Source organism: Bacillus sp. AFS002410 (assembly GCF_002556365.1).
Lineage (GTDB): Bacteria > Bacillota > Bacilli > Bacillales > Bacillaceae_G > Gottfriedia.
Window position 1 is genome coordinate 14,721 of the sequence record NZ_NUEU01000030.1, and the last position, 24,920, is coordinate 39,640.

General features: G+C 32.8%; 26 protein-coding genes and 1 riboswitch. Of the genes, 5 read left to right on the forward strand and 21 right to left on the reverse strand.

From position 1 onward, the window contains the following. Positions 1–296: 296 nt before the first annotated feature. The 5 genes from CN692_RS17235 to msrA all read right to left on the reverse strand — a co-directional run bounded on the left by CN692_RS17235 (position 297) and on the right by msrA (position 5,971). On the reverse strand, positions 297–1,673 hold the full coding sequence (locus CN692_RS17235) for a UDP-N-acetylmuramoyl-tripeptide--D-alanyl-D-alanine ligase (RefSeq protein ID WP_098120394.1): 1,377 nt from the start codon (positions 1,671–1,673) through the stop codon (positions 297–299). Between the two features lie 112 nt (positions 1,674–1,785). Then, the gene (locus CN692_RS17240) at positions 1,786–2,886 is read right to left on the reverse strand and encodes a D-alanine--D-alanine ligase (RefSeq protein WP_142317536.1); all 1,101 of its coding nucleotides are present in this window, start codon (positions 2,884–2,886) and stop codon (positions 1,786–1,788) included. Positions 2,887–3,117: 231 nt separating this feature from the next. Then, positions 3,118–4,392: an MDR family MFS transporter gene (locus tag CN692_RS17245; protein WP_098120396.1), complete on the reverse strand. Its 1,275-nt coding sequence runs from the start codon at positions 4,390–4,392 to the stop codon at positions 3,118–3,120. Between the two features lie 161 nt (positions 4,393–4,553). Continuing rightward, the gene (locus CN692_RS17250) at positions 4,554–4,781 is read right to left on the reverse strand and encodes a hypothetical protein (RefSeq protein ID WP_098120397.1); all 228 of its coding nucleotides are present in this window, start codon (positions 4,779–4,781) and stop codon (positions 4,554–4,556) included. 242 nt (positions 4,782–5,023) lie between these two features. Beyond that, the gene (gene msrA / locus CN692_RS17255; protein ID WP_098120398.1) at positions 5,024–5,971 is read right to left on the reverse strand and encodes a peptide-methionine (S)-S-oxide reductase MsrA; all 948 of its coding nucleotides are present in this window, start codon (positions 5,969–5,971) and stop codon (positions 5,024–5,026) included. A 152-nt stretch (positions 5,972–6,123) separates the two neighbouring features. Here msrA and mscL point away from each other — a divergent pair, with 152 nt between their 5' ends. Then, on the forward strand, positions 6,124–6,525 hold the full coding sequence (gene mscL / locus CN692_RS17260; RefSeq protein WP_098120399.1) for a large conductance mechanosensitive channel protein MscL: 402 nt from the start codon (positions 6,124–6,126) through the stop codon (positions 6,523–6,525). A gap of 79 nt (positions 6,526–6,604) precedes the next feature. Here the strand turns inward: mscL and CN692_RS17265 are convergent, their stop codons facing one another. Next, positions 6,605–7,816 (reverse strand): coiled-coil domain-containing protein, encoded by a 1,212-nt coding sequence (locus CN692_RS17265; RefSeq protein WP_098120400.1) that lies wholly within the window; start codon positions 7,814–7,816, stop codon positions 6,605–6,607. 192 nt (positions 7,817–8,008) lie between these two features. Next, on the reverse strand, positions 8,009–9,331 hold the full coding sequence (gene lysA / locus CN692_RS17270) for a diaminopimelate decarboxylase (RefSeq protein ID WP_098120401.1): 1,323 nt from the start codon (positions 9,329–9,331) through the stop codon (positions 8,009–8,011). 135 nt (positions 9,332–9,466) lie between these two features. After that, a riboswitch (Lysine riboswitch) is annotated at positions 9,467–9,640 on the reverse strand. Between the two features lie 307 nt (positions 9,641–9,947). On the opposite strand from lysA, the gene CN692_RS17275 reads away from it, so the two are divergent. Continuing rightward, complete coding sequence (locus CN692_RS17275) at positions 9,948–10,853, forward strand: cation diffusion facilitator family transporter (protein ID WP_098120402.1); 906 nt, start codon at positions 9,948–9,950, stop codon at positions 10,851–10,853. 83 nt (positions 10,854–10,936) lie between these two features. Here the strand turns inward: CN692_RS17275 and CN692_RS17280 are convergent, their stop codons facing one another. The 3 genes from CN692_RS17280 to CN692_RS17290 all read right to left on the reverse strand — a co-directional run bounded on the left by CN692_RS17280 (position 10,937) and on the right by CN692_RS17290 (position 12,914). Next, complete coding sequence (locus tag CN692_RS17280) at positions 10,937–11,593, reverse strand: VC0807 family protein (protein ID WP_098120403.1); 657 nt, start codon at positions 11,591–11,593, stop codon at positions 10,937–10,939. 131 nt (positions 11,594–11,724) lie between these two features. Then, positions 11,725–12,192: a DinB family protein gene (locus CN692_RS17285; protein ID WP_098120404.1), complete on the reverse strand. Its 468-nt coding sequence runs from the start codon at positions 12,190–12,192 to the stop codon at positions 11,725–11,727. A gap of 335 nt (positions 12,193–12,527) precedes the next feature. After that, entirely contained in the window at positions 12,528–12,914 is a 387-nt protein-coding gene (locus tag CN692_RS17290) for a DoxX family protein (RefSeq protein WP_098120405.1), read from the reverse strand. Between the two features lie 175 nt (positions 12,915–13,089). Between CN692_RS17290 and CN692_RS17295 the strand changes: the two genes are divergently transcribed. Together CN692_RS17295 and CN692_RS17300 are read left to right on the forward strand one after the other, a co-directional pair. Continuing rightward, entirely contained in the window at positions 13,090–13,734 is a 645-nt protein-coding gene (locus tag CN692_RS17295) for a TVP38/TMEM64 family protein (RefSeq protein WP_098120406.1), read from the forward strand. A gap of 112 nt (positions 13,735–13,846) precedes the next feature. Beyond that, the gene (locus CN692_RS17300) at positions 13,847–14,158 is read left to right on the forward strand and encodes a DUF4870 domain-containing protein (RefSeq protein ID WP_098120407.1); all 312 of its coding nucleotides are present in this window, start codon (positions 13,847–13,849) and stop codon (positions 14,156–14,158) included. Between the two features lie 108 nt (positions 14,159–14,266). On the opposite strand, the gene CN692_RS17305 is transcribed toward CN692_RS17300, so the two are convergent. The 3 genes from CN692_RS17305 to CN692_RS17315 form a co-directional block, all read right to left on the reverse strand. Then, on the reverse strand, positions 14,267–15,154 hold the full coding sequence (locus tag CN692_RS17305) for a TVP38/TMEM64 family protein (RefSeq protein WP_257144058.1): 888 nt from the start codon (positions 15,152–15,154) through the stop codon (positions 14,267–14,269). Between the two features lie 344 nt (positions 15,155–15,498). After that, positions 15,499–16,329, reverse strand: coding sequence for an aldo/keto reductase (locus tag CN692_RS17310; protein ID WP_098120408.1), 831 nt, complete (start codon positions 16,327–16,329; stop codon positions 15,499–15,501). 18 nt (positions 16,330–16,347) lie between these two features. Further along, positions 16,348–17,559: an MFS transporter gene (locus CN692_RS17315; RefSeq protein ID WP_098120409.1), complete on the reverse strand. Its 1,212-nt coding sequence runs from the start codon at positions 17,557–17,559 to the stop codon at positions 16,348–16,350. A 413-nt stretch (positions 17,560–17,972) separates the two neighbouring features. On the opposite strand from CN692_RS17315, the gene CN692_RS17320 reads away from it, so the two are divergent. Continuing rightward, on the forward strand, positions 17,973–18,326 hold the full coding sequence (locus CN692_RS17320) for a winged helix-turn-helix transcriptional regulator (RefSeq protein ID WP_098120410.1): 354 nt from the start codon (positions 17,973–17,975) through the stop codon (positions 18,324–18,326). Positions 18,327–18,502: 176 nt separating this feature from the next. On the opposite strand, the gene CN692_RS26215 is transcribed toward CN692_RS17320, so the two are convergent. From CN692_RS26215 to CN692_RS25875, 8 genes are all read right to left on the reverse strand, one after another. Further along, positions 18,503–18,667 carry a hypothetical protein gene (locus tag CN692_RS26215; protein WP_172446665.1) on the reverse strand — a complete coding sequence of 55 codons (165 nt, stop codon included), beginning with the start codon at positions 18,665–18,667 and terminating at the stop codon, positions 18,503–18,505. A gap of 107 nt (positions 18,668–18,774) precedes the next feature. Continuing rightward, the gene (mgsA, locus tag CN692_RS17325) at positions 18,775–19,194 is read right to left on the reverse strand and encodes a methylglyoxal synthase (protein WP_098120411.1); all 420 of its coding nucleotides are present in this window, start codon (positions 19,192–19,194) and stop codon (positions 18,775–18,777) included. Between the two features lie 64 nt (positions 19,195–19,258). Then, positions 19,259–20,581, reverse strand: coding sequence for a sensor histidine kinase (locus CN692_RS17330; RefSeq protein WP_098120412.1), 1,323 nt, complete (start codon positions 20,579–20,581; stop codon positions 19,259–19,261). A 97-nt stretch (positions 20,582–20,678) separates the two neighbouring features. Further along, positions 20,679–21,353: a response regulator transcription factor gene (locus tag CN692_RS17335; RefSeq protein ID WP_098120413.1), complete on the reverse strand. Its 675-nt coding sequence runs from the start codon at positions 21,351–21,353 to the stop codon at positions 20,679–20,681. 154 nt (positions 21,354–21,507) lie between these two features. Beyond that, entirely contained in the window at positions 21,508–22,179 is a 672-nt protein-coding gene (locus CN692_RS17340; protein WP_098120414.1) for a PspA/IM30 family protein, read from the reverse strand. 1 nt (position 22,180) lies between these two features. Continuing rightward, positions 22,181–22,591: a hypothetical protein gene (locus tag CN692_RS17345; RefSeq protein WP_098120415.1), complete on the reverse strand. Its 411-nt coding sequence runs from the start codon at positions 22,589–22,591 to the stop codon at positions 22,181–22,183. Between the two features lie 142 nt (positions 22,592–22,733). Then, positions 22,734–23,822 carry a Ger(x)C family spore germination protein gene (locus tag CN692_RS17350; protein WP_179874469.1) on the reverse strand — a complete coding sequence of 363 codons (1,089 nt, stop codon included), beginning with the start codon at positions 23,820–23,822 and terminating at the stop codon, positions 22,734–22,736. After that, positions 23,819–24,904: a GerAB/ArcD/ProY family transporter gene (locus CN692_RS25875; protein ID WP_142317537.1), complete on the reverse strand. Its 1,086-nt coding sequence runs from the start codon at positions 24,902–24,904 to the stop codon at positions 23,819–23,821. The genes CN692_RS17350 and CN692_RS25875 overlap by 4 nt, the downstream gene beginning before the upstream one ends. Between the last annotated feature and the right edge of the window lie 16 nt (positions 24,905–24,920).

A 24,920-nucleotide genomic window follows, 5' to 3' on the forward strand; every position in this document is an offset into this window, starting at 1 on the left:
TCATGAAAAGGAAACAATATCTACCCATTATACGGACATTCCATCCAAAAAGCAAATGAAGTTATATTCTAACAATTTGACCTTCGAACCTTCTTCTTTACCCCAAAAAACGTTAAATCCTCACTAAAACCCATGGTTTTCAGCCTTTTATTCGCTTTATTACGAATAGTTTTCATATGTTAAATTACGCAAATAAAGATTTCATTTAGAAATTGGACTTGGTTAAGCGTATAGGAAAAGACTTTAAAGAAATTAATTTCTATGCCTCCTAGCCCATATTTCCATTCATTATATTACTACTGTAGTAACACATTTACAACTTCCTCTAACTTCATACCTCTAGAAGCTTTTACTAACACTAGGTCATTTGGTTGGACTTGTTGTTTCAAGTCTTCAATTAATTTGTTTTTGTCATCAAAACTTTTTACTTTCGAAGAATCCATTTGTTCGAATGCTGAAGTTGCTGCAAACTTACTTAATGGCCCAAAAGTGTATAAAAAGTCAAAATGAAGATTTACAACTTCTTCACCAATTTCTTCATGGAAGGCAATTTCTTGATCACCTAGTTCCAACATGTCGCCAAATACTACAAACTTACGGTCATAACCTTTTAATTCTGAAGCAAACAAAAGGGCAGCTTTCATTGATGTAACACTAGCATTATAAGCATCATTAATAACTGTTAGCCCATTTTCACTTTTTAAAAGTTCCATACGCATTTTTGTCATTTCTAAATTCTGCATACCAGCGTTAATTTCATCCCAAGTTAATGAAAGTTTTCTCGCAACTGCAATTGCTGCCAATGTATTACTAATATTATGTTTGCCTAGTACAGCCAATTTGAAACGAACTTCTTTAGCTTTATTTATTTCGAATTCACTTCCAGCTTCGTTCATTTCAATAAACGTTGGATATACATCATTACTTTCACTAAAACCGAATGTTTCAATAGTATAGATTGAACTTTTGTCTTTTGTACCTTCGATTAATAACGGCTCATCACCATTAATTACAAGTAATCCACTTTTTGATAAACCACTAGCGATTTCAAGCTTCGCCTTTGCAATACCAGCTCTTGAGCCTAACTCTTGCATATGGGACTCACCGATATTTGTAATAATTGCTGCATCAGGCTCAGCTAAATTAGATAAAAACTCAATTTCACCAAAATTACTCATACCCATTTCCAATACAGCAACTTCTGTATCCTCAGCCATCGCTAATACTGTTAAAGGAAGTCCAATATGATTATTAAAGTTTCCTTGTGTTTTATGTACTTTGTATTTTGCTGAAAGAATGCTCGTTAAAATATCTTTTGTGGAGGTTTTCCCATTACTACCTGTAATTCCCACTACTTTACCATTCCACTCTTTTAAATAAGATTTAGCAAGTTTTTGTAGGGCTTCTAATGTGTCATCGACTAAAATAACAGAAGCGTTTGAAGGTACATCGGAAAACGTTCTTGAGCAAAGAACTGCACTAGCACCATTTTCAATCGCTTGAGGTAAAAATTGATGCGCATCGAATTTTTCACCAATAATCGGGATAAATAATTTTCCAGTTAAATCTACACGTGAATCTGTAGAAACTCCATTAATCGTTAAATCTTCCCCTTTTAATTCACTTCCAGGAATCATATTAACGATTTGAGATAAAGTACGCACGATTGACATTGTCACCGACTCCTCTTCTATATAGCATCCATATGAAAACAGTCTGAAAATCAGATTTTTGGACTATCAACAAACTGAAACACTATTCAACCATGAATAGTGTTTTCAATTGTTAAATATTATATTTAATTTGTTGTTTTTGCTCGTAACGTTCGATTGCTAGGTCAATTAATTTTTCAATTAATTTTGGATACGTTACACCTGTAGCCTGCCATAATTGCGGGTACATACTAAATGGTGTAAAACCAGGCATTGTATTAACTTCATTCATTAATACACCACCATCTTCTGTTACAAAGAAATCAGCACGAGTTAAACCTGAACCATCAATTGCTTTGAATGCAACCTCTGCAAAATGTTTAATTTTTTCATATGTTTCAGTCTCAACTGGAGCGGGAATAATTAGACCCGTATCGCTACTCTCATACTTTGCAGCGTAGTCATAAAACTCTACCGACGGTTTGATTTCACCGACAACTGAACATTCAACTTGGTCATTACCTAATACGGCAATTTCAATTTCACGCCCAACAATGTTTTCTTCAATAATTATTTTACGGTCAAACTGGAATGCTTCTTCAAATGAAGCGATTAATGCTTCACGGTTCTTAGCTTTTGTAATACCAACACTAGAACCTAAATTAGCTGGTTTAACAAATACAGGATATCCTAATTCTTTCTCTACTTCTTCGTAGCAAGTTTCTGCATTTGCTTTCCACTCTGTTTTTAAGAAATGAACATATTTAGCTTGAGGAATTCCAGCTTGAGCAAATAAGTTTTTCATTATTACTTTGTCCATACCAGCTGCTGAAGCTAATACACCGTTACCAACGTAAGGAATATTTAATAGTTCAAGTAATCCTTGAACTGTTCCATCTTCACCATTTGGTCCGTGTAATAATGGGAAAATAACGTCGACTGGTCCAGTTGAATCTTGATTTGAAGCTGCAGGAATAATTGATGAAGTTAACGCGACAGGAGCGATTTCATTTACTTGTTGATCTTCATTTGAGAATTTTAAAGCTGCAACGCTTTCTACTTTTCCTTCAATTTGTTTACCTTGTAACCATTCACCTTGTTCTGTTATATAAATTGGATACACATCAAATTTTGTGTGATCTAAAGCAGAAATAACGGCAAAAGCTGTTTGTAATGATACTTTGTGTTCAGCAGATTTACCGCCATATAATAATCCTAACTTAATCTTCATGATGTTCCCCCTACTATTTTTTGCTCTCCCTATTGTACCACTTTATACAAAAGTGTATAAGCTTTTATGGGTAGAAACCTATTTTTCTTTACAACATATGCAACGATAGTCTTTTTGTGATTTTTTAACAACTAAAAAAAGTATAGCGTATTGCGCTATACCAGTCCGGACAAAATCTAAAAACCTTAACTAGAGACGATTCGAAATCATTTGTATATCGAAACATATAATGCTTTATTGAGCTATGCCTTGTTGATTATCTCTCATTGCTACCTTTTCATCTAGTGAACGATACATTACTCCCGAAATAACTACTCCTGTTCCAAGAATGATAAAAAGCCAGATCCCTAATTTTAAATCAAACAAAAAGCCACCTAATAAAGGTCCAAGAAATCCACCGATCGTATATTTCATACTACCAACAGCCATATAAGTTGCCCTTAATTCTTCAGGTGCGATATTCGCCACAAATGTCATTTGAACTGGCGACATGACCATTTCTCCAAATGTGTAGTAAATGAAGATTATTGCCAACAGAACTAGAATCATCCATTTACCTAATCCAACGAAAAGAAATAATGGCGGTGCAAAACCAATCGATAAAATACCTAATCCAAATAAGATCGTACCATAGAACATCGTTTTTCCAATTGAACGATTCGATAAATAACTTGAAATAGGAAATTGAAAAAGGACAACTAGCAATCCATTAAGTGACATTAAAAAAGGATAAGGATTCCATTCTCCGAAATGAGATTTAAAGATTTGTTTAAAATAAAGTGGTAGCATACCTTCAATTTGCGAAAATCCCATTGATATTATGACACCTGTTGCTACATAAAAAAGCAATAATTTATCTGATATAATAATGTTCATAACCTTTTTAAACGGGATTGTTGTTTTGTCTTGCTTTTCTTTAACACTCTTCATTTCTGCAGGGAGTGTTTCTTTTAATAGAATTAATTGAGCAATACTATACAGTCCTAAAGCTGTTGCAGCAATAAAAAATAAACTATCTTTTGAAAAATATACAACTGAACTTCCTAATAATGGACCTATGACAGTACCTACATTACTCCCAACCCTTAATAGTCCATAGGCTTCAGTTCTTTTTTCCGGTTCAGTTACATCGGCTACCATTGCAGAAGCTGCCGGACTAAAAAAAGAGTTACTAATACCTAGTAAAATTGATAAAATTAAAAATGACGTATAACTATCTACTAAAGCAAAAGAAACTAAGATGAGAGATGTTCCAAGCGTTGAAAAGACCATCATCCGTTTCCGACCATATAAATCTGCCAGCCTACCTCCAGCCATCGAACCGAATAAAGATGCTATAGGTGAAATCGACATAATAAATCCTACCTTTAGCATTGAATCGACTTTACCTTCTAAATAAAGTGCAAAAAATGGCATAAGCATCATCATCGCACTACTCGTAATCGTTTCTCCGATAACTCGGATCCATACATTACGATCCATACCTTTTAACTTTTTAAAAAATATCATCCTTTAAAAACACCTCCTAGTGCATCGAAACTACAATATTTAAACATATAGGATGAATGTTAAATTATGTTAAGTTTCTTTATAGATCGATTAGCCAAACTCAAAACAAAAGGGTGCTCAAAATGACCTTTGTCATTGAACACCCACTCTTTTTTATCATCTTAAGCTTGTTCTTTTGAAGAAATTGAGAACATCAATCCCAAAAAAGTACCTAATAAAAATAAGGTTGAACAAGACCCCATCAATACTATGCTCACTGTTAGGCTCACGCCTGTATGTAAGAAACCGCTTCCAGTGAAATATAATAAAAATAGAATAAGACCTATAAAAAAGGCAATACCAGAATATTGAGTATATGTTTCAACGATTTCATGATCAGTTTGCTTCATTATGATTGACCTCCTGTTTCTACTTTTTTGTGAATTGCAATACCTAATTTGTGACAACTTTGTGACACTTTTATATTAACACATTTATTTCGCAATTGTAAATATTTTCAGAAAACTTTTTAGATAATATTTGAGACAAGATTAAGAAAGTAATAATTAAGTTATAAATCAAGCATCACATTTTTAATAAAGAAAAACCGAGATGATTATACATCCCGGTCCATAGCTGATTTCTTATTGTTTTATTTCAGAAAGATACTCTTGTAATTACCAAAACCTTCTTCGTCCATTTTTTCATATGGAACAAATCTTAATGCAGCTGAGTTTATGCAGTAACGGAGTCCCTCAGGTCCAGGTCCATCATCGAAAACATGACCTAAATGTGAATCAGATTCAGCACTTCTTACTTCAATACGCATCATTCCATGGCTATAGTCCTTTTTCTCTTCAACCTCACCTTTTAATATAGGTCTTGTAAAACTTGGCCATCCACAGCCTGAATCAAATTTGTCTAAAGAACTAAACAAAGGAATTCCTGATACGATATCAACATAGATTCCTTTTTCTTTGTGATTCCAGAACTCGTTTCTAAACGGAGGTTCAGTTGCATCTTCTTGTGTAACAGCATACTGAATTGGTGTGAGCTTTTGCTTTAACTCTTCTTGACCAGTTTTCCATTGCTCCTTTAAAAACTTTTGGCGGCCAGACCCTTTAAAGTATAGTTGGTAACGAATCGGATGCTTCTTATAATAATGCTGATGGTATTCTTCTGCTTCATAAAATGGTTTTACAGGTAATATTTCTGTCACAATTGAATTTTTGAAAACACCACTTTTTTCAAGTTTTTCTTTTGAAGCAATCGCTTGTTCTTTTTGAGCTTCATTATGATAAAAGATTGCCGTTTTATACGAACTACCTCGATCACCAAATTGCCCACCTACATCAGTCGGATCAATTTGTTGCCAAAATAAGTCTAATAGTTTTTCATACGGATATACATCAGCATCAAATGTAATTTGAACTGCTTCGTAATGACCTGTTAAATGAGTGCACACTTCTTCATATGTTGGATTTTCTTTTTCCCCACCTGTATATCCTGATACAACCTTTATAATTCCGTCCTGTTGATCAAACGGTTTTACCATACACCAAAAACATCCGCCAGCAAATGTAGCCAATTCTGTCCCCATACCTTAACTCCTCCTAATAATTGTCATTAATTAGTATTTACCATATATATAAGTCGATATAAATATTTTTGCTTAAAAAGGCTAATTCCTAACTTGAAAGAATCAATTTTTGTATGTAAACTTATACGATAATTACACAGGAGGAAAGTAATATGTTTGAAGAGTTTAAGAAGTTTGCCCTAAAAGGGAATGTACTTGATTTAGCGGTTGGGGTTATTATTGGTGGAGCTTTTGGTAAGATCGTGTCATCTTTGGTTGGAGATATTATGATGCCCATTATTGGATTAGCCTCAGGTGGAATTGATTTTTCAACACTTATGTATACGTATGGTAAAACTCAAATTAAATACGGTTTATTTATCCAAACTGTCGTTGATTTCCTAATCATTTCGATATCAGTATTTTTCTTTGTTCGATTAATTAATAGACTATCATTTAGAAAGAAAGAAATAGAGGAAGCTAAACCTGTCGTTCCTACTAAAGAAGAAGCCTTACTTATTGAAATACGTGATTTATTAAAAGTACAAGTTAAAAACCAAAAAGATATAAGCTAAAGCTTATATCTTTTTTATATTTTAAGAGAAAATAAAAAACCTCGTACCATACTAAATATAATACGAGGTTAATAAACTATTAGAATTTTCCGTAGCCTAAGAAGTGAGAGCGAACCCAGCTATTACTTAAGCTGATAATGCTGATTCCGCTGCTTCCAGCATGAACCATTTTATTTCCACCAATGTAAATACCCATATGTGAAGGACCATTAATATAAGTATTTTGTAAGAATACTAGGTCACCAGGTTGTGGAGAGCTTACTTTTGTCGCACTACTCCAATATGTTTTTACATTTCCACGAGAGATGCCATATCCATTATGTGAATATACGTACCAGATGAATCCACTGCAATCGAATCCACTTGGAGAAGTTCCACCAAATACATAAGGAACACCTTGATATTTAAGAGCAAAATCTACAATTCCATTACCTGTTGCAACTGACCCACCATCATCTGACGGTCCAGCATTTGATCCAGAATTAGAATCAGATTTTGAATGTGAGCTTGAGTCTGATTTTGAGCTAGAAGAGTTTGAACTAGTGTTAGTCGCTTGACTATTGTCACTATCATCCTCATTATCATCGCTAGATAATGCTGCTAGTTCTAGAGATTGTTGCTCAAGACGTTGAACTCTTTCATCTTCTTTTGCATTTTCTAGTTCTTTAACAGCCAACTTCAAGTTAGCTTCTGCAGTATCTAATGATTTTTGTTTTTCAGCTTGCGCATTAGAAAGATCGCTTTGTTGTGCAACTAAATCTTCTTTTGCTGCTACAAGCGTTGCTTTTTTCTCATCAACAAGTTGTTTTTCTTTTTTAACTTCGTCTTGTTCTGATTGTTGTTCTTTAATGATGTTTTCGTCAGCACTAAATAACGTTGAAATTGAATTTAATCTGTTAAAGAAATCTACAATTCCATCAGAGTTAAATAAGACGTCAGTCACAAGATTTACTTTTGGTTGCTTTTGCATAGCAACTAAACGTTGTTCTAATACTTCATTACGTTTTTCAATTCGATCTTGTAAATATGTAATTCTAGCTTTTTTATCATTGATAAGTTTCTCTGTCTCAGTGATTTCTGCTTTTTTTGCATCTATATTGTTCTTAGTTGTTTTAATTTGAGCATCTATCTTCTTTACTTCGCTGCTTAATTTTTTAAATTGTGATTGGAACTTATCTACTTCAGCTTGCTTTGTTTCTACTTTGCTATCAGCTAATACTGAAGCATTTGGCGCTAATGATAATACTATTGTACTTGCAATTGCTAGCACTGCCAGTTTTTTTCTTAACATTTCAGCGTCTCTCCTCTCGCTAATCTACCTAAGTATTTATACCATAGATTCACGAAGAGAGTCGCAATTGTTACAATATTGTAATATAAATGATAAATATGTCTTTATATGTCGATAAATTATCACAATTTATTGAGGAAAACGAAATAAAACACTTCCATTTATAATGAAAGTGTTTTATCAATCTGTTATTTATCTAATAGAAGAGTTTTCAACATAAACTCTGTCGTTTCTCACTAAATCTTCATATGTTTCACGGCGTACTACTTCTCTTGCCATACCATCTTTAACGAAAACTACCGCTGGACGACGGATACGGTTGTAGTTATTAGCCATAGAGTAACCATAAGCACCAGTACATGACATAGCTAATAGATCATTGTTTTCTACAACTGGTAATTTGCAATCCCAGATTAGCATGTCGCCACTTTCGCAACATTTGCCTGCAATAGAGACAACTTCTTTATTTTCATCATTTGCTCGATTTGCAAGCATTGCTTCGTATTTTGATCCGTAAAGAGCTGGACGGATATTATCAGTCATTCCTCCGTCAACAGATACATATTTACGAATTGAAGGTAATGTTTTTGTTGAGCCGATCGTATAAAGTGTTGTTCCTGCTTCTCCAACTATACTACGTCCTGGCTCTAACCATAGCTCTGGTAGTTTATAATCTAGCTCTTCACATTGTTGTTTAATAATCGTGGTAATTGTATCAATATGTTTTGCAACAGCTAAAGGCTCATCTTCGGAAGTATAACGAATTCCAAAGCCTCCACCTACATTTAATATTTCAGCTGTAAAGCCTAAATCATTTTTAAGGCCGTTTAAAAAGCTCATTAATACATTGATTGCATGAACAAATCCATCTGGCTCAAAAATTTGTGATCCTATATGTGAATGTATTCCTAATAATTTAAGATTACTTGAATTTAATGAAACTTCAACTGCTTCGTTAGCTTGCCCAGACATGATGTCGAATCCAAATTTAGAATCCTCTTGTCCTGTCATAACATATTCATGTGTGTGTGCTTCAACACCTGGAGTAACACGTAATAAAATTGAAACCTCTTCACCACGTTGCTCAGCCAACGCTTGTAGTACTTCTAATTCAAAGAAGTTATCAACAACGAAACAACCGATTTTTGCATTTAATGCTTCTTCGATTTCTTCAATTGTCTTGTTGTTTCCATGAAAATGAATTTTCTCCGCTGGATAGCCTGCTTGCAACGCTGTATAAAGTTCTCCACCAGATACAACGTCTAAACACAATCCTTCTCTTTCAATTAAACGGGCTTGTTCAACACATAGAAATGCTTTACTCGCGTATGCAACTTGATATTTCATTCCTGTATCTTTTAGAGCTTCAAGGAATTCCCTACATTTTGATTCAATTAATGCTTCATCATAAATGTATAGAGGTGTACCGTAATTTTTAGCTAATTCTACAGTATCACAACCTCCAATTTCTAGATGTCCTTCATTATTAATTCGACTATTACCATGTAAATACATTCATATTCTCCCTTCAAATCCAAATGTAAGATCATTCTAAGAAGCTTCCTTCAATGTATTAGTGTATTAAAAAAGACACATGAAGGATATGTTCATGTGCCTATCGCTTTAAAAAAAGGACTTAGCCAATCACATCTCTTCAATAGCTCTTCACAAACACATGTGACAGTACCACATTTATTCAATGTAGTCCCAGAAATAAAATGTGTGGCAATTTATTTCTTCGGCATTGGATCCTTTCTCATTTCGTCATCGAACCCACAGTTCTCTAAAATGATACTTATATACAATGCAACCTCTACGAATAGACTGTTATTTTTTATATTAGTCTATGTATAACACAGTCTAAAAATAGATGTCAAACCATTTTTTGAAAAATCTTGTCGATTTATATTTCAATTGCACACACAGCTTTTTCTTTTCAAAATAGTATCTGTATTATAGAATATGTTTTATGCGAGCGAAAAGGTGAATTAAAATGAAAAATCATTTCAATAAAAAAAAATTAAATATAAAAAAAACAAACCACTAACAAATTGTTAGTGGTTTTTCTTTTTTGTTGCCTTATCACAAAACTCTTAACTTAAGTAGAAAAAATTGGACAGGGGTGAATAGATTGCGTTCAAGCAAAATAGCGGCACTTTCAATATGCAGTAACACAATCATCGTTTTATTAAAATTAATAGTAGGAATTTTTACTGGTTCTGTAGCAATCATCTCGGAAGCAATCCACTCATTATTGGATTTAGTTGCTTCAGTAATTGCATTTTTCTCTGTAAAAATATCAAACAGACCTCCTGATGAGGATCACCCTTATGGGCATGGTAAATTTGAAAATATTTCGGGTACAGTTGAAACAATCTTAATATTCGTAGCAGGTATTTGGATTATCATTGAATCTGTTGAAAAACTTCTACATCCTTCTCCTATTAAGTTACCTATGATCGGTGTAGTCGTCATGTTAATTGGAGCATTAATCAATTGGAGAGTCGGAAAAATTGTTCAAAAAGTAGGAAATGAAACTCATTCTGTAGCCATGCAATCTAACGCTTTGCATTTATTAACAGATGTCTATTCATCACTAGGGGTTGCAGTAAGTTTAGTATTGGTAAGTCTTACTGGATGGGAATTTCTTGATGCTTTAATTGGTATCGGAATAGCCATTTATATAATGAAGGAATCGATTGAACTTGGACGTAAATCGTTTACTCCATTGCTTGATACTGGCCTTTCTTCTGATGAATTAGAACAAATCGCAAGAGTATTAAATTCATTTAAATCACAATTTATTGAGTACCATGACTTACGCACGAGACGCTCTGGTGCCGAGGAACATATTGACTTCCATCTAGTATTACCATCAGACATGAGCATTGAAGAAGCACATATATTATGTGACAAAATTGAAGAGGAAATAAAAAATGTGCTAGTCGATCCAAAAATATTAATTCACGTTGAGCCTGAAAATGAAAGAATTCAAAAACTTGATATCTTAAATGCAGGAGAAATGCAGAAATTGTAATGAATTCGAAATTAATTGAAGGGCAAGGATAAAATGAATAAAACCACAAGGAAAATTCCTTGTGGTTTTTCTTCAAATCAATATTAAATAATAATTTCATCGGAAGTTTGCTCTGGGTCATCCCCTTTTAGTTTTTGAGCTCTCATTGTTACAATTGCATAACCAATTGCCATAATGATGCCAAAAACATATCCTCCAACTGTAAAGATAATCGTGCGTGAGTAATATGCTTTTAATCCGTACGTATCGACCATCCACCATTGTCCAAAAGCAAAGACAATATCTTTAATAATCCATGCTATAAACAAATATTGAAACACTTTAAATAGTGATGGATTTTTAAACAATTTCTTACTTTCTTCACGATCTTGTCCCTGAATTGCTGCAATATCAATCATAAAGTAATATGGTAATGGCTTTTTCATAGCCAATAAAACCAAAAATACTCCAACAAGTGCAAAGTGATAATACACATTATACATAATTAAGTTTTTGGCAGAACCTAAAGCCATTAAATCAACAGCAGTGCTAGCAGTTAAAGTTGAAATAATAAAAATACCAGTTACATTAAACTGTTTTGTATACCAAAAGCGAAATAATGTATATAAAATCCCTGGAACTGTCGGTAAGAGCATTGCCCAATAATCGCTAAAATAATGTTGTAAAACCTTATATAAAACAAGTGGAAATACTAAATACAAAATTAGATCATAAATAATTAAATTACTTTCTTTTTTCATTTAAATAACCTCGTTTTAAAATGACTTAATTTTCAGACCACCATTTTTATAATAGTTACACATGATTATAACAAAAAAATCTAAGAGCACAACCTCTTAGATTTTTATGGAAACAAAATTAACGAATTTACTTACTGTCCAAGTGTTCTCTTTAAACCATTTACTAAGCCCGCATGTAAACCTTCATGAAAGATATTAAAGCTTATCATATCTCGAATAGTTTTAATTTCAAAATTACCAAGTTTTATCTCTTTTTCAATTACCTCATCTAAACGGCCTTCGTATGTAGAAATCAATTGGTCAGTTTGCTCTTCTAACAATCGAATAATTTCCTCGTATGATGGAGGTGCCTCCTGCCAGTCACTTGGTTTACTTCCACCTTTAAAAGAATCGATGAATTCTTTTGATAGTTTGCCAGTATCGCCAGTATTTGCATAAAGTAATTGCTCATATGCCCCTAATATATGACCAGCATTCCAATGAATATTATTATTAAATCCAGTTGGCACTACACCAACAACTTCATTTGAAACTGATTTAAGAATCTTTAAAGTATAAAATCTTGTAAACTTAAGCTGTTCAAAAATAGAATCTGCCATCTTAATCCCTCCGTATGGTTATCATTATTAAACTTATCGTATCACGAATGAGGGAATTTAAAAATTGTAAGGTTTGGTCATCTCACGATTAAAACTTGTTTTGTCGATAATTAGACGCATTCTAACAATATTTAAGTCGTGTTCACAAAGTGTTCGCCCATTTCGATAATTTTTTCTACTTACACAAGTCGTCTTATATTGATCAATCCTCTTTATGAACAAAAGTCTCCTGTTTATGCACAAATTTAACAGCTTTATAAACAAAGTACATATTTGCGTATATACCAACAAAAAAAGGAGCCTCAATAGATGAGACATCCCATTAGTGTCCGAATCTAAAATAATACTAGTGATCCTGGACCTGTCAGTAGTAACCCAACCGCTGCTGCTATTATTAACAGATTAAATTCAAAACCGTTCGAACTATTCCAGAATCCATTCTTTAAATGCACTTTCAATACTGCTACTGCCATAACCACAATAATTAACCATGCTCCAACTTCTGTATATACACCAGCCGCTACAAAGAATCCTCCTACGATTTCTGCAACTCCAGTAATAAAAGCAAAGAATGCTCCAGGTTTAATTCCAATTGACTCTAGCCACTGTCCAGTACCTTTTATACCGTAACCGCCAAACCAGCCAAATACTTTCTGAGCGCCATGACCTAATAAAATAATTCCTAAAACAAGTCGAATAATTAATAGACCATCATCAAGCATATCTCTACCTCATTTCTCTTTAAATTGAGATATTTATTACTTATTAAATTTTTATTCAATTTTTGACACTTTTATGCCCTTTATTATTAATTTTTAAAAATGAATCAGTTTTCTAGTAATTGGCGAATAGAATAATATAACTGAAGATTTTCTACTAAAAAGGAGAGCATGAATCATGAAAAAAGTCGTTCCACTCATTGTAATCGGCTTTTGGATTTTAATGCTACTACTTGCCATTCGATATCATTTATTTCATCTCTCATTGGAGGATATAAAACATTTTATTACGAATTCCTCCATCAATCCGATGCTATTATTTGTTGCTATTTTCTGCGCCAGAATTTTCCTATTTATTCCTAGCTCAGTATTAATAGTAGTAGGCAGTTTATTTTTTCATCCGTTTGAGACCATACTCTTATCATTAGTTGGTATGGCGATTACTGAATCTATTATTTACTTATTAAGTAGAACTATTTTAAGTGACACGATTCAGCAATTCATGGAGAATAAATATCCTTCTCTATTTAAAGAAATTATTTCTAATCGAAAGAAATACTTATTTTTAACAGTCGCAACTCCTCTAGCTCCAACAGACGGTGCATGCTTTATTGCAGCTTCTACTAATATGAAATATTTGTCTTATATCGCAATTGTGTTTGCTGGTAATATTCCAATCGCAGTTCTTTATACTTTATATGGGAATTTCTTGTTAGGCTCGCCATGGACTACAATCTGTATTACCGCTACAATCCTATTGTTGTTTTACATTTATATTTCCTTTAAAAAGAGACAGAAAAAGGATACTCATTTTTCTGCCTAATCAATTAAAGCAAATTTATATTTAAAAATTGTTAATAAATTAATCGATTTTTATATATAAATTAAACTATACTAAGGTTAATTAAAATTCTTTAAGAAATCGAGGTAAATAAATGGAAACAAATAAGATTTTGTCCTCATTATGTTATTTTAGTATTTTTTTCGCGCCTTTTTTATTGCCAATCATCGTTTATTTTGTAGCCAAAGATCAACAAATAAAGTCCCATTCTAAACGAGCACTTTTTTCACATATACTCCCCTTTCTAACAATTATCATTTTAGGGGCGATCTCCATTTTTACGTTTAATACAGCGGGCGATGGAGTAAGCTATACTATTATTGGCGGATTTATATTAGTATGCATTGTTAATTTAGTCGTATTTATATGGAATATTGTTCAAGGTATTAAAGTTTTAATTGGATGATTAAACTGTAGTTCGTCATATTTTCTACATTATTTCTCAGGAAATTTTCAATTTCGACAATAGTCATAAAAAAAGCAATGTATCGTTTACCGTTACATTGCCTTTTTATTATTCACCTTGCGAAGCAACATAAGCTTCTTTTGAATTTGCTCGCTTAATTAATCTCTTAATAATGAATGATAAAGATAAGATACAAGCTAATAAAATGGAGCTCATTAAAGCTATTTGCGAAGTTGTTAGCGAGAAAACTTTCGCTAAATAAACTGAGTAGGATAATAGTGAAGACGTAATTAATTTTGAAATCGCAGCAATTACAACGAACTTTTTAAAGGATACTTTGCTAATGCCGGCCCCTACGCAAATAATTTCATCCGGCAAAATCGGAACGATAAACATTAGCGTTAAAATAATTGTTTCATTTTTTAATACATATTCTTGATATTTTTTTAAGTGTTTTTCTTTCACCAATTTTGAGACTAGTTTATATCCACCTAATCTTGCTAAAAAGTACATAATGACAATACCTAAAGTTGAACCTAGGAACCCAATAGCCGCTCCAGAAAAAGCACCTATTACAGCACTACCTGCCGGAATCGTAATCGCTTCTGGTAATGGCAAAATGATTGGTTGAAATAAACAAATTAAGAAAAATAATAATTTTGCAGTTGTAATATGATCGGTTAATATTCGTTCAATCCCATATGAATTTACAATTACTAAAAATTTGCTGATATAGAATATGATTCCTACAGCGGATATACCTAAAAGTAAGCAAATCAGTACGATCTTCGTAAATTTTAAAGGGTTTTTATGATTCGATACGACAAGATAAAAATCCAGTAATAAAGTTCCCATTATTGCAAAAACAAATGATACTTTATAGACCATGACAACAGTAGGTAAACAGATAATCAATATTAAGATTGATATTGTAGCTATCACTATGTGTAACGAAAGTTCTTTCATAGTGTTGACCTTTTTCGCTTCTTTCCTCACCGTAATCAACTCCTCTACTGCTCGACCGTTTTCTAGTAATTTTTATTAACTATCTTAATAGTAATTAATTAGTTTACAGTTTAAAACGCACTTTAGCATTAGATTATATCAGACTTAAGTCTTACAACATGAGGCTTTTTCTATTTATTAAATATTGTTATTATCGAATATTCGACCTTTCATCTAAAATGTCCTTTAAGGTCTGGCGTTAGGTAAATAATTGTTTATTTCTTTACTCTACTGCGAGCTAATTACGAAAAAATGGTACAGAAAAAGACTGTAAAAATTACAGTCTTTTTCCTGGTACTTTGATATTACATTTAAATAATATTTATAGGCTTTGCTTAAAAATCAAAATTATCAGGGTCTGGACCAACTCGGTGGTTTTGGTTTAGTGAGTTGATTTGTTCCATATCCTCTTGTGTTAATTCAAAATCGAATAGATTTGCATTTTCTTGAATGCGATGTTCTTTAATTGATTTCGGTATGATGACGATACCGTTTTGTAAATGCCAACGTAACACAACTTGAGCAATTGATTTATTATGTTTGTTTGCGATTTCTAATAAAGTTTCGTTTTCAAATAGTCCCCCTTGCATTAACGGAGCCCACGCTTCTACTTGAATTGAATTTTCTTTTAAGAATTCTCTTAGTTCAACTTGGCTTAACATCGGATGTAATTCGACTTGATTGACCATAGGCATAATTTCAGCAGTAGCCATCACTTCTTTTAAGTGATGAATTTGGAAGTTACTCATTCCAATTGCTTTAACTTTTCCATCTTTATATAGTGTTTCAAGTGCTTTCCAAGATTCAACGTATTTACCTTCTACAGGCCAGTGGATTAAATATAAGTCTAAATAATCAAGACCTAGTTTTTTCAAACTTAATTCGAAAGCATCAATAGTTGATTGGTAGCCAAGATCAGCATTCCAAACTTTAGATGTAATAAATAAGTCTTCACGTTTCAGGCCGTTCTCTTCAAGAGCTTCTTTAATTCCTTGTCCAACGCCTTCTTCATTTTGATAAATTGCTGCAGTATCAATACTGCGATAACCATTTCTGATAGCAGCCTTTACTGAATCAATTACGACTTGTCCGTCTTCCACTTGGAAAACTCCTAACCCTATAATAGGCATTTCTAAACCATTGTTTAATTTAACTAAGTTATTCATTTTTAAATCTCCTTTTTTCTATTTAGTATTTTTTTTCTTTTCTAAAGATGAACTCCAAACGCTTAAAAGAACTGCTCCAAAGACCATGATTCCACCAATCCACGGTGTATTAATCAAGCCAATCGTATCTACAACTAAACCACCAATAAATGCTCCAATTGCTATACCTACGTTAAACGCTGCTATATTTAGTGCTGATGCAATATCTACAGCAGATGGGACATACTTCTCTGCTAATTTCACAACATAAATTTGTAAACCAGGTACATTCATGAATGCAAGTAATCCTAAGAAGAAAATCGTAACAATTCCAACCAGTTTAAATGGTGCAGTAAACGATAGAATGACGAGTATAATTGCTTGAACTGCAAACATCCAAGTCAATGCCTTTAAAGGATTTTTATTGGCCGCTTTTCCTCCGACTGTATTACCAAGTGCAACTGCAACTCCGTAAACAAGTAAGATGATACTTACAGAATTAGGAGCAAAGCCAGTAATTTTTTCAAGGATTGGTGACAAGTAAGTGAATGCAACAAACGTTCCACCGTATCCTAAAGCTGTAATAGCAAAAGCCAAAAGTAATGGACCATTTGTTAAAACCTTCAAGTTATCACTAATTTTTGAAGCTGGCGGCTGTTTAATTGATTTTGGAACTAATATCGCAATTGCAATGATTGCAATGATTCCTAATAACGCTACAGCTCCAAAAGTTGATCTCCATCCAAAATGTTGACCTATAAATGTACCTAATGGGACACCTGTTACAGTCGCAACTGTTAAACCTGTGAACATAAATGCAATTGCACTTGCACGTTTATTTTCAGGAACTACATCAGCTGCAATTGTTGAACCGATTGAAAAGAAGACCCCATGTGAAAATGAAGTAATAATTCGGGCAACTAGCAATAGGCCAAAGCTAGTGGAAAAAGCAGCAACGCTGTTTCCTACTATAAAGATAACCATTAATAGCATTAATAATGATTTTCTACCTATCTTATTCGTTAATGCCGTTAATATTGGTGCTCCAAATGCAACACCCATCGCATAACCAGAAATTAATAAACCTGCTAATGTAATTGAAATTTTCAAATCACCAGCTAGAGTTGATAATAAACCAACAGGAACAAATTCAGTTGTTCCAATACCAAATGCACTAATAGCGAGCGCCATTAACGCGGGAGTGCCACTTTTTTTCTCTTGCACTTTAATCGAAGCAGCAGTTGAATTCATTAAAAATCCTCCTTGTAATTGTTATTTTTATTGTAGTTTGAATACAAAGAGACATGGCGCCTGAATAAAGTCTCATTGTCATTCAAAACATAAATGAAATGAAAAAAAGTAAAAGAATAACGACTTCCATATATACATTTAAGTGACAATGGAAAAAATACTTTTTAATAAATGTTCGTTAATCTACTAACTATTTGTCATTATGAGCGATAGGAATAATTTAGAGAAGTATGCACTTTGAAGTGATATAGTTACTTTTTAGTAACATTTATGTGAATAGAGGTTTAAATCGCAGAAAAATTTTCAAATAAAATTTTTAACGAGACTAGAAACTACACAGTTTGTGAAGAGAATGTTATGATATTCTAATCATTAAAAATAAGCTTACGTAGATGAATGAAGGAGAGGGGAACATGAAAAAATACAATATTCCAGTTGAAGCTTCATTAGACGTAATCGGTGGTAAATGGAAGGTTGTGATTCTTTGTCATTTGACAAAAGGAACGAGACGAACTTCTGAATTAAAAAAATTAATGCCTAATATTACGCAAAAAATGCTCACTCAGCAACTAAAGGAATTACAAGAAGACAATATCGTTCACCGAAAAGTATTTAATCAAGTTCCACCTAAAGTGGAATATTCCTTAACTGAGTATGGATGGTCTTTAAAGGAAGTTTTAGATTTACTATGCTCTTGGGGAGAAACTCATATTGAACAAATGTATCCTGACAAAAATGAAGTGCTTCTTCCAGAAGTAACACTATAATAAAAACTCCTTTTTCTTTTTTGAGAAAGGAGTTTTTTTGCGTAAATAAATTTAGTCTTTTTCATTCGAATAAAAAAAGATTGTACTCTATCGTTACAATCTTTTTTAGCTACCATTGTTATTTGTTTATTTACATATTCATTAAGGGTAAATAAAAGAAATCAACCAATCTTGACTTAACGGCCGTGTCTCCACTTAGTCGGCTTTCCTGATGAAGGGCAATTCGGAAACTTTTGTCCCGCTTCTAATTCAATATGTTCCCCGTCTGCATCAGTGTAAGAGCCAGAGATCATAACTGTTTCACCTGAATTATGTGTATGTCCATATCCTTGATTATCCATCGTAATCCTCCTTTTCAATTGAACTAGAATTACTATTTCCTTCATCAAAGTTATTTATTCGGCTTCTTTATCATTTTTAAAGTTTTCTTAGACGTAGAATTCAGATTTCACTTGTCTTCATCATTTTTCTTTCCGTGAATTATGTTTCTCCATTTTAAGTCCCCGCGTTCTAATCCATGAATTAATATTTCCGCTGTACCCATGTTTGTTGCTAAAGGAATTGCATAAACATCACATAAGCGAATTAAAGCCAAAATATCTGGTTCATGTGGTTGCGCTGTAAGTGGATCTCGAAAGAAGATAACCATATCCATTAAATTCTTTGCGATTAGCGCACCTATTTCCTGATCTCCGCCAAGAGGGCCGGAATTAAATCGGTGAATTTTTAATTTTGTACTTTCCATTATTTTTGTTCCGGTTGTTCCAGTAGAATATAACTCATGTTTAGTTAAAATAGACTCATATGCCATTGCAAAGTTTACTAATTCTTTTTTCTTTTGATCGTGTGCAATGAAAGCAATTTTCAAGGTCAACATTCCTTTCTTATCGGGAAAATGGAAATCAGATTTCGTGCAAATCGATAATATAAACCTATACTCTTTTATTAGTAATATTAGAAATTGGAATTTGTATAGTAAACGTACTTCCCTTTCCAATTTCACTATTTACTTGAATAGTTCCATTATGAATTTCTACAATCCATTTTGCAATCGCCAAGCCTAATCCATGACTTCCAATTTTTCTGGACCTTGATTTATCAGATCGATAAAAACGATCGAATATACGTGTATGATCTTCTTTTTTAATTCCGATACCCGAATCTGTAACTTGTATCCTTAACTCATTTTCTTTGTTCGAAAGAATTAGCTGAACCTCTCCTCCATCCGGAGTATACTTAATCCCGTTATCAATCAGTATATATAAAAGCTGTGATAGTTTTTCAGGATCTCCTTTAGCTTTTACAATTTCCGGAGAAGTTAAGGTTAGATTAATCTTTTTTGATGCTGCTAACGGTTGTAAAGAAATAATCGCCTTTTCTGCAATTGCACGAAACTCAATTTCCTCTAATTTTAGTTCAATTTGGTCCGTGTCTGAACGAGCTAAAGTTAATAAACCTCCGACTAAACTTGTCATTCGTTTAACTTCATCTTTCATACTAAATAAAAGCTTTCTTGAAAAATCGTCTTCCTCTGTATCAATTGTCATTTCCATTGCATCAATTGATGAGAGTAAAACGCTTAATGGTGTTCGTAGCTCATGTGAAGCATCCGCTACGAATTCTCGTTGTCTTTTAAAAGATTTAAAAATAGGGATCATCGCCTTTTTTGACATTAAATTACTTATATATAGTGCAACACCAAAAAATACAATTGTTAAGGCAATAAGGATGACAATAACCCATTTAAATAAATGATACACATCTGAAATATCTTTACCAACGTATATTGTACCGATGAAATTTCCTTTATAAAATAATGGCTCACCTGCAATCATTAGACTGATGTCTTTTCGGTTTAAAGGAACACGTAACTCATCATGATCATGAAACTTTCTAATATCTTTTTCAAACTCTTCGTGCTCTATTTTGATTTTCACCTTTCGAGTCTCACTCTTTTTAGGGAACCAATCCTTAATTTGAAGTAATAGCTTTGACCTTAATTGAGGAATGTCCTCTTGTCCCATTATTAATTCGCCACTTGGTTTAACTACATAATAAAAAAACTGATCTACTCCTGCCAACACGATCTCTTGATTTTGGTCTTGCAGGTTCCCTTGTTGATTTTGAATCATATAATTTTCAATTATTTTTGCTTCTTGACTAGCCAACGATTCAACTGTGCGCCTTTGATCATTCATTATGACAACGTATAACACCGCAAAGACTACAATAATGAATATACTTAGAAAAAGCATGACTAATCCACTGTATAACACGGTTAAGCGATTTTGGGTAGTCTTAAAAACATCCCTTCCTTTTTGGTCTCGTATGGCCCGCAAAAAGGAAATAAAATTAGTAATCACATTTATATCCTACCCCTCTAATACTTTGTAGCAATTCTTGTTTACCAAGCAAATCTAATTTCTTTCGAAGTAGTTTAACAGTTGCATCAATTGTCTTCATCGCAACATCTGAATCATATCCCCAAACGCGCTCCAAAATGATTTCTCGAGGTAATACTTGCCCTTTATTTTGTAACATAAAGTCAAATAATTGAAATTCACGTGGGCTTAATTGAATATCAATCTGTCCACCTCTAATAGATTGGCTTGTCCGATTTAAAATCATATCACTAATTAGAATTTCTTCCTCTAATATTGGGGCATAGTTTCGTCTAGAAAGTGCTCGTAACCTGGCTAAAAGTTCATCGATTTCAAAAGGCTTTACTAAATAATCGTCGGCTCCTGAGTCCAATCCAACAATCCGGTCTTCTAATGCATCTTTAGCTGTAAGGATTAAAATCGCACCTGAATAACCATCCTTACGTAAACGATGACATATTTCTATTCCCGTTCCACCTGGCATCATCCAGTCTAATATTAATACGTCATAGTGTGTGTTCGTTGCATAATAGAAGGCCTCTTCACCTTCAGTTACCCAATCAACTTTATATCCCGCTTTTTTCTTTAACATATAACTGATTAGCTCACCAAGTTTTAAATCATCCTCAGCCACTAGTATATTCATAATAAAAATACTCCTCGTTATAAATTTACTTCTTAGGCTTATCATGTGCTATCTGAAATGATAATTTCAACTTTCTTCTTAATTATAAAATAAAAGGAAGCACCTATTAATCATTACGGTGCTCCCTTGCATTTATTTTAGTTAATTCGTTTCCTTACACAGTTTCTACAGTATATTGCTTTAACTTTTGTAGCTCAGCTTCAATCTCTTCACTCATAGCGCCGTCTGTTTGAACATTCGTTAAAGTACTTTTATTATAGGCAAACTTATTTTGAGCCTGTACTTCTGCTTCCATCATTAGTATTCGATCTTCTGCGCGAGCGATTCCATTCGCAATCGTTTCTGAATTAAAAGAAACCGAAGTTTGTTGAATCTGTTTAATCGACTTTGCTATATTTGCTCTAGAAACTAACAATAGTCTTTTATGAAGATATTCATCATATTTTCCTTTCAGTTCATCTAATTTTTCATAAAGTGACTGAGTTTGGTTTTGAATTGTATTTAGCTGCTCCTTATATAAGCTTAGCTGTTTTTCATGTACAAGTTTTTCCTGTATAGCCAGCTTTGCAATAGATTCTTCACCGCTCTCTACCGCTAACTTAGCTTGTCCACCTCTTTTATTTACCAATCCTTCTGTTTCCAAGATTAATGCCTTTTGTTTATTCTCTAGAAAAATCTGACGCGAAAGTGCTTCTTGCCCTTTTAAAAGATCCTCTTCCATTTCTCTAATATATTGGTTCAACATTGAAATTGGATCTTCTAAACCATCTAGTGCACCATTCATTTTTGCTAACGATATTGATTTCATTCTTTTAAAAATACCCATTTTATTTATTCTCCTTTTTTGTTAATAGATTTTTTTCCCATTTATCTAATAGATCTGCATTTGTTCTGTTTACTGGTGTATTGAAGTTTGATGTATCAAATGAAAATTGATTAGTTGAACTAGCTTGTCCTTTTTTAATAAACTTTTTAAAGATAAAAGTCACAATCGCAAGCGCGATTAAAAGGAATAGTACTAATCCAAACCAAGAAAAGTCATGAAAATGGTGTGGACCATGCATCATTCCAGGGGATCCATAATCATAACGCCCCCCTCTATCCATGATCATTGCATGTCGATCGACAAAACGTCTTTCATGTAAACCACCTAGTAATCTAAGAAAAAAATGTACCGCTAAAACAAAAACTAACGTTAAAGAGGTCCATGTAAATATTCTCTTTACTCTCTTATTCATGTTATTTCCCTCCTCTCATTTCTTAATAAATTGAATTCTAATAGAGGATGGTGAAATTATGGTGAAAACGAAACTTGCAAAAAAAAAAGATAGTTAACAGATTTTTCATCTGCTTTTCTATCTTTTCTTAAACCTCAAATTCTCAATTAATTAACCCCGTCCCTTTAATTTTAACTTCTGACTTTATCTTAAAGGCCAGGCTAGAGTACTTTTTGTTCCAAAACGATAAGTTTCTGTTCTCACTATTCCTAGATAAATATCGTAATCCAAAACCTATTGGATCAATATCTTTATCTTTTATTTTATTAAGTAAAGCACTAGTCTCTGCATTAATTTTCTCTTCCATTTGTTTATTTAGTGCTGTTATATCCCCTTCTCTGATCATTTCTAAACCATCAACTTTTTCTTCTATAACAGCTCTTACCTTGATCGTATAATTGACAATTATATTTTTATTTTGATCTTTTAATTTGTATTTTGCCTTACCTTTTTCTAAATTCATTACAAACATAGTATTTTTATTTTTGACTTTTAAGCTTTCATTATAGATTCCGGTTGTTAAAAGTCGATAGGTTTCTGATTCATTTGGGTTAAGTTCCATAATCAGTTTATTCTTATCAAATAATGCGATTTTGTCTACTAATAATTCTTTTTTATTTGATTCAATGATTGGCATGACGATACTTACGCCATCCTCAGTTTCTCTCCTATATGCGTCAAATAGACAAATTTGATCTATGTATGGTGACTCGGTTCTACTAAAATCAAAATACGATTTTAAAACGCCACCAGATACTTGCTCTTGAATCGGTTTAAAATTAAGCACTTCATATGCATTTGGTTTAGCAACGCTTAAATAAGACGTCATCTGAATATCTGGTCTTCTTACAAAAAACTCCAACAATGGTTGTATATTTTTTTTTGCTAATTTCTCTCCAATTACTATCGTGCTGCTATGTCCATATACTAATTCCTTATCAATCTGAGACTTCATTAAGTTTAGACCTTCTGAAATCGAATCGGAATTTGCCGAGAGAATAAGAAATTCTGATTTAGGTGTTTTTGGATCTCCATTTGGAATTGCTACTTTAACCATTACTTTATATGTTTTGTCAGGCATCTCAGATTGATCAACCCCAATTGAAGTTATAAATGCCCTCTTATCAATATCTTTAAAGGTACAACCAGATAATAGTAGCACTGCACCAAACGCAAGAAAAACCAGACTCAAGTAACGTGCTTCTTTTTTACTGATGCATACAACAACGAAATAATTAATAAGAAGTTTGAGATGGCATTTAAATTGAAATACATCGTAAAATATTTTACTAGATCTATTTCTCTTATGAGAATTTGAATGACTGTTGTAGCACAAATAAAGAAGGAAATTAATATCCATTTATAAGTTCCTCCATATTTCAAATTGAGTGTTTTAAATAGCTCTAATGAGGTATGCCAACTAAGAATGATGTATATCAAGGAAATGATGATTTGTCCAAAAAGTAGAATGTAAATAACTCTTTCCACGATTAAATAGTCAAAATGCATACTATCAACCGTAGTTAACCAAACGAACACTTCTTTTTTGACTCCCTTTAAGCCCAGGTATCCAATTGGTATTAAATAATTACTAGAGACCATAAATATCCCAAATAGAAAGATCCAAAGCAGATATTTTTTGGTAATGGAATTTAAATTTATTTTCTCATTAAAAATGATTAAGTTTGAAAAGCCTGTAAAGATAAACAGAGCAGCAGTGAATGCGCTGACAGTTGGTAGATGTTTAAAATAGTTAACAGATTGATATAGAGAATCCGCTAGAACAAAACGATCTGTTAAAAATCTAATGAACACAAATAAAACAATTGGAATGTGTAACATTACGAGTATTTCGGTAACGTATAATAATGATTCGGTTTTTAGTAAAATCGCAAAAATTATAACTAAAAGAAATACTATATAGGTTATTAATATAGGGGTAGTCGGATTGATAAAAATATTAACTACATGAATTAACGCGATAATAAATAGAGCTCCAGTTAAATACCAAAAAATTAAGCTATAAATTATGTAACACTTACGATACCAGTCGGGAACAACATTTTTTATGATTTGATTAATATTTTGTTCAGGAAATCTACTAAATAACTTTTGTAAAATATAAATAAAAAGGCCACCAACTATAATAGCCAAACAAATACTTAAAATACTCCCGTTTAGACTACTTTTATACATTATTTGAGGTCCAAACGCGGTTATACTAATCACCGTATTTAAATAAAACAGGTATGAAATATATCTTTTTCCTAGCAAAAAATACACCCCGATA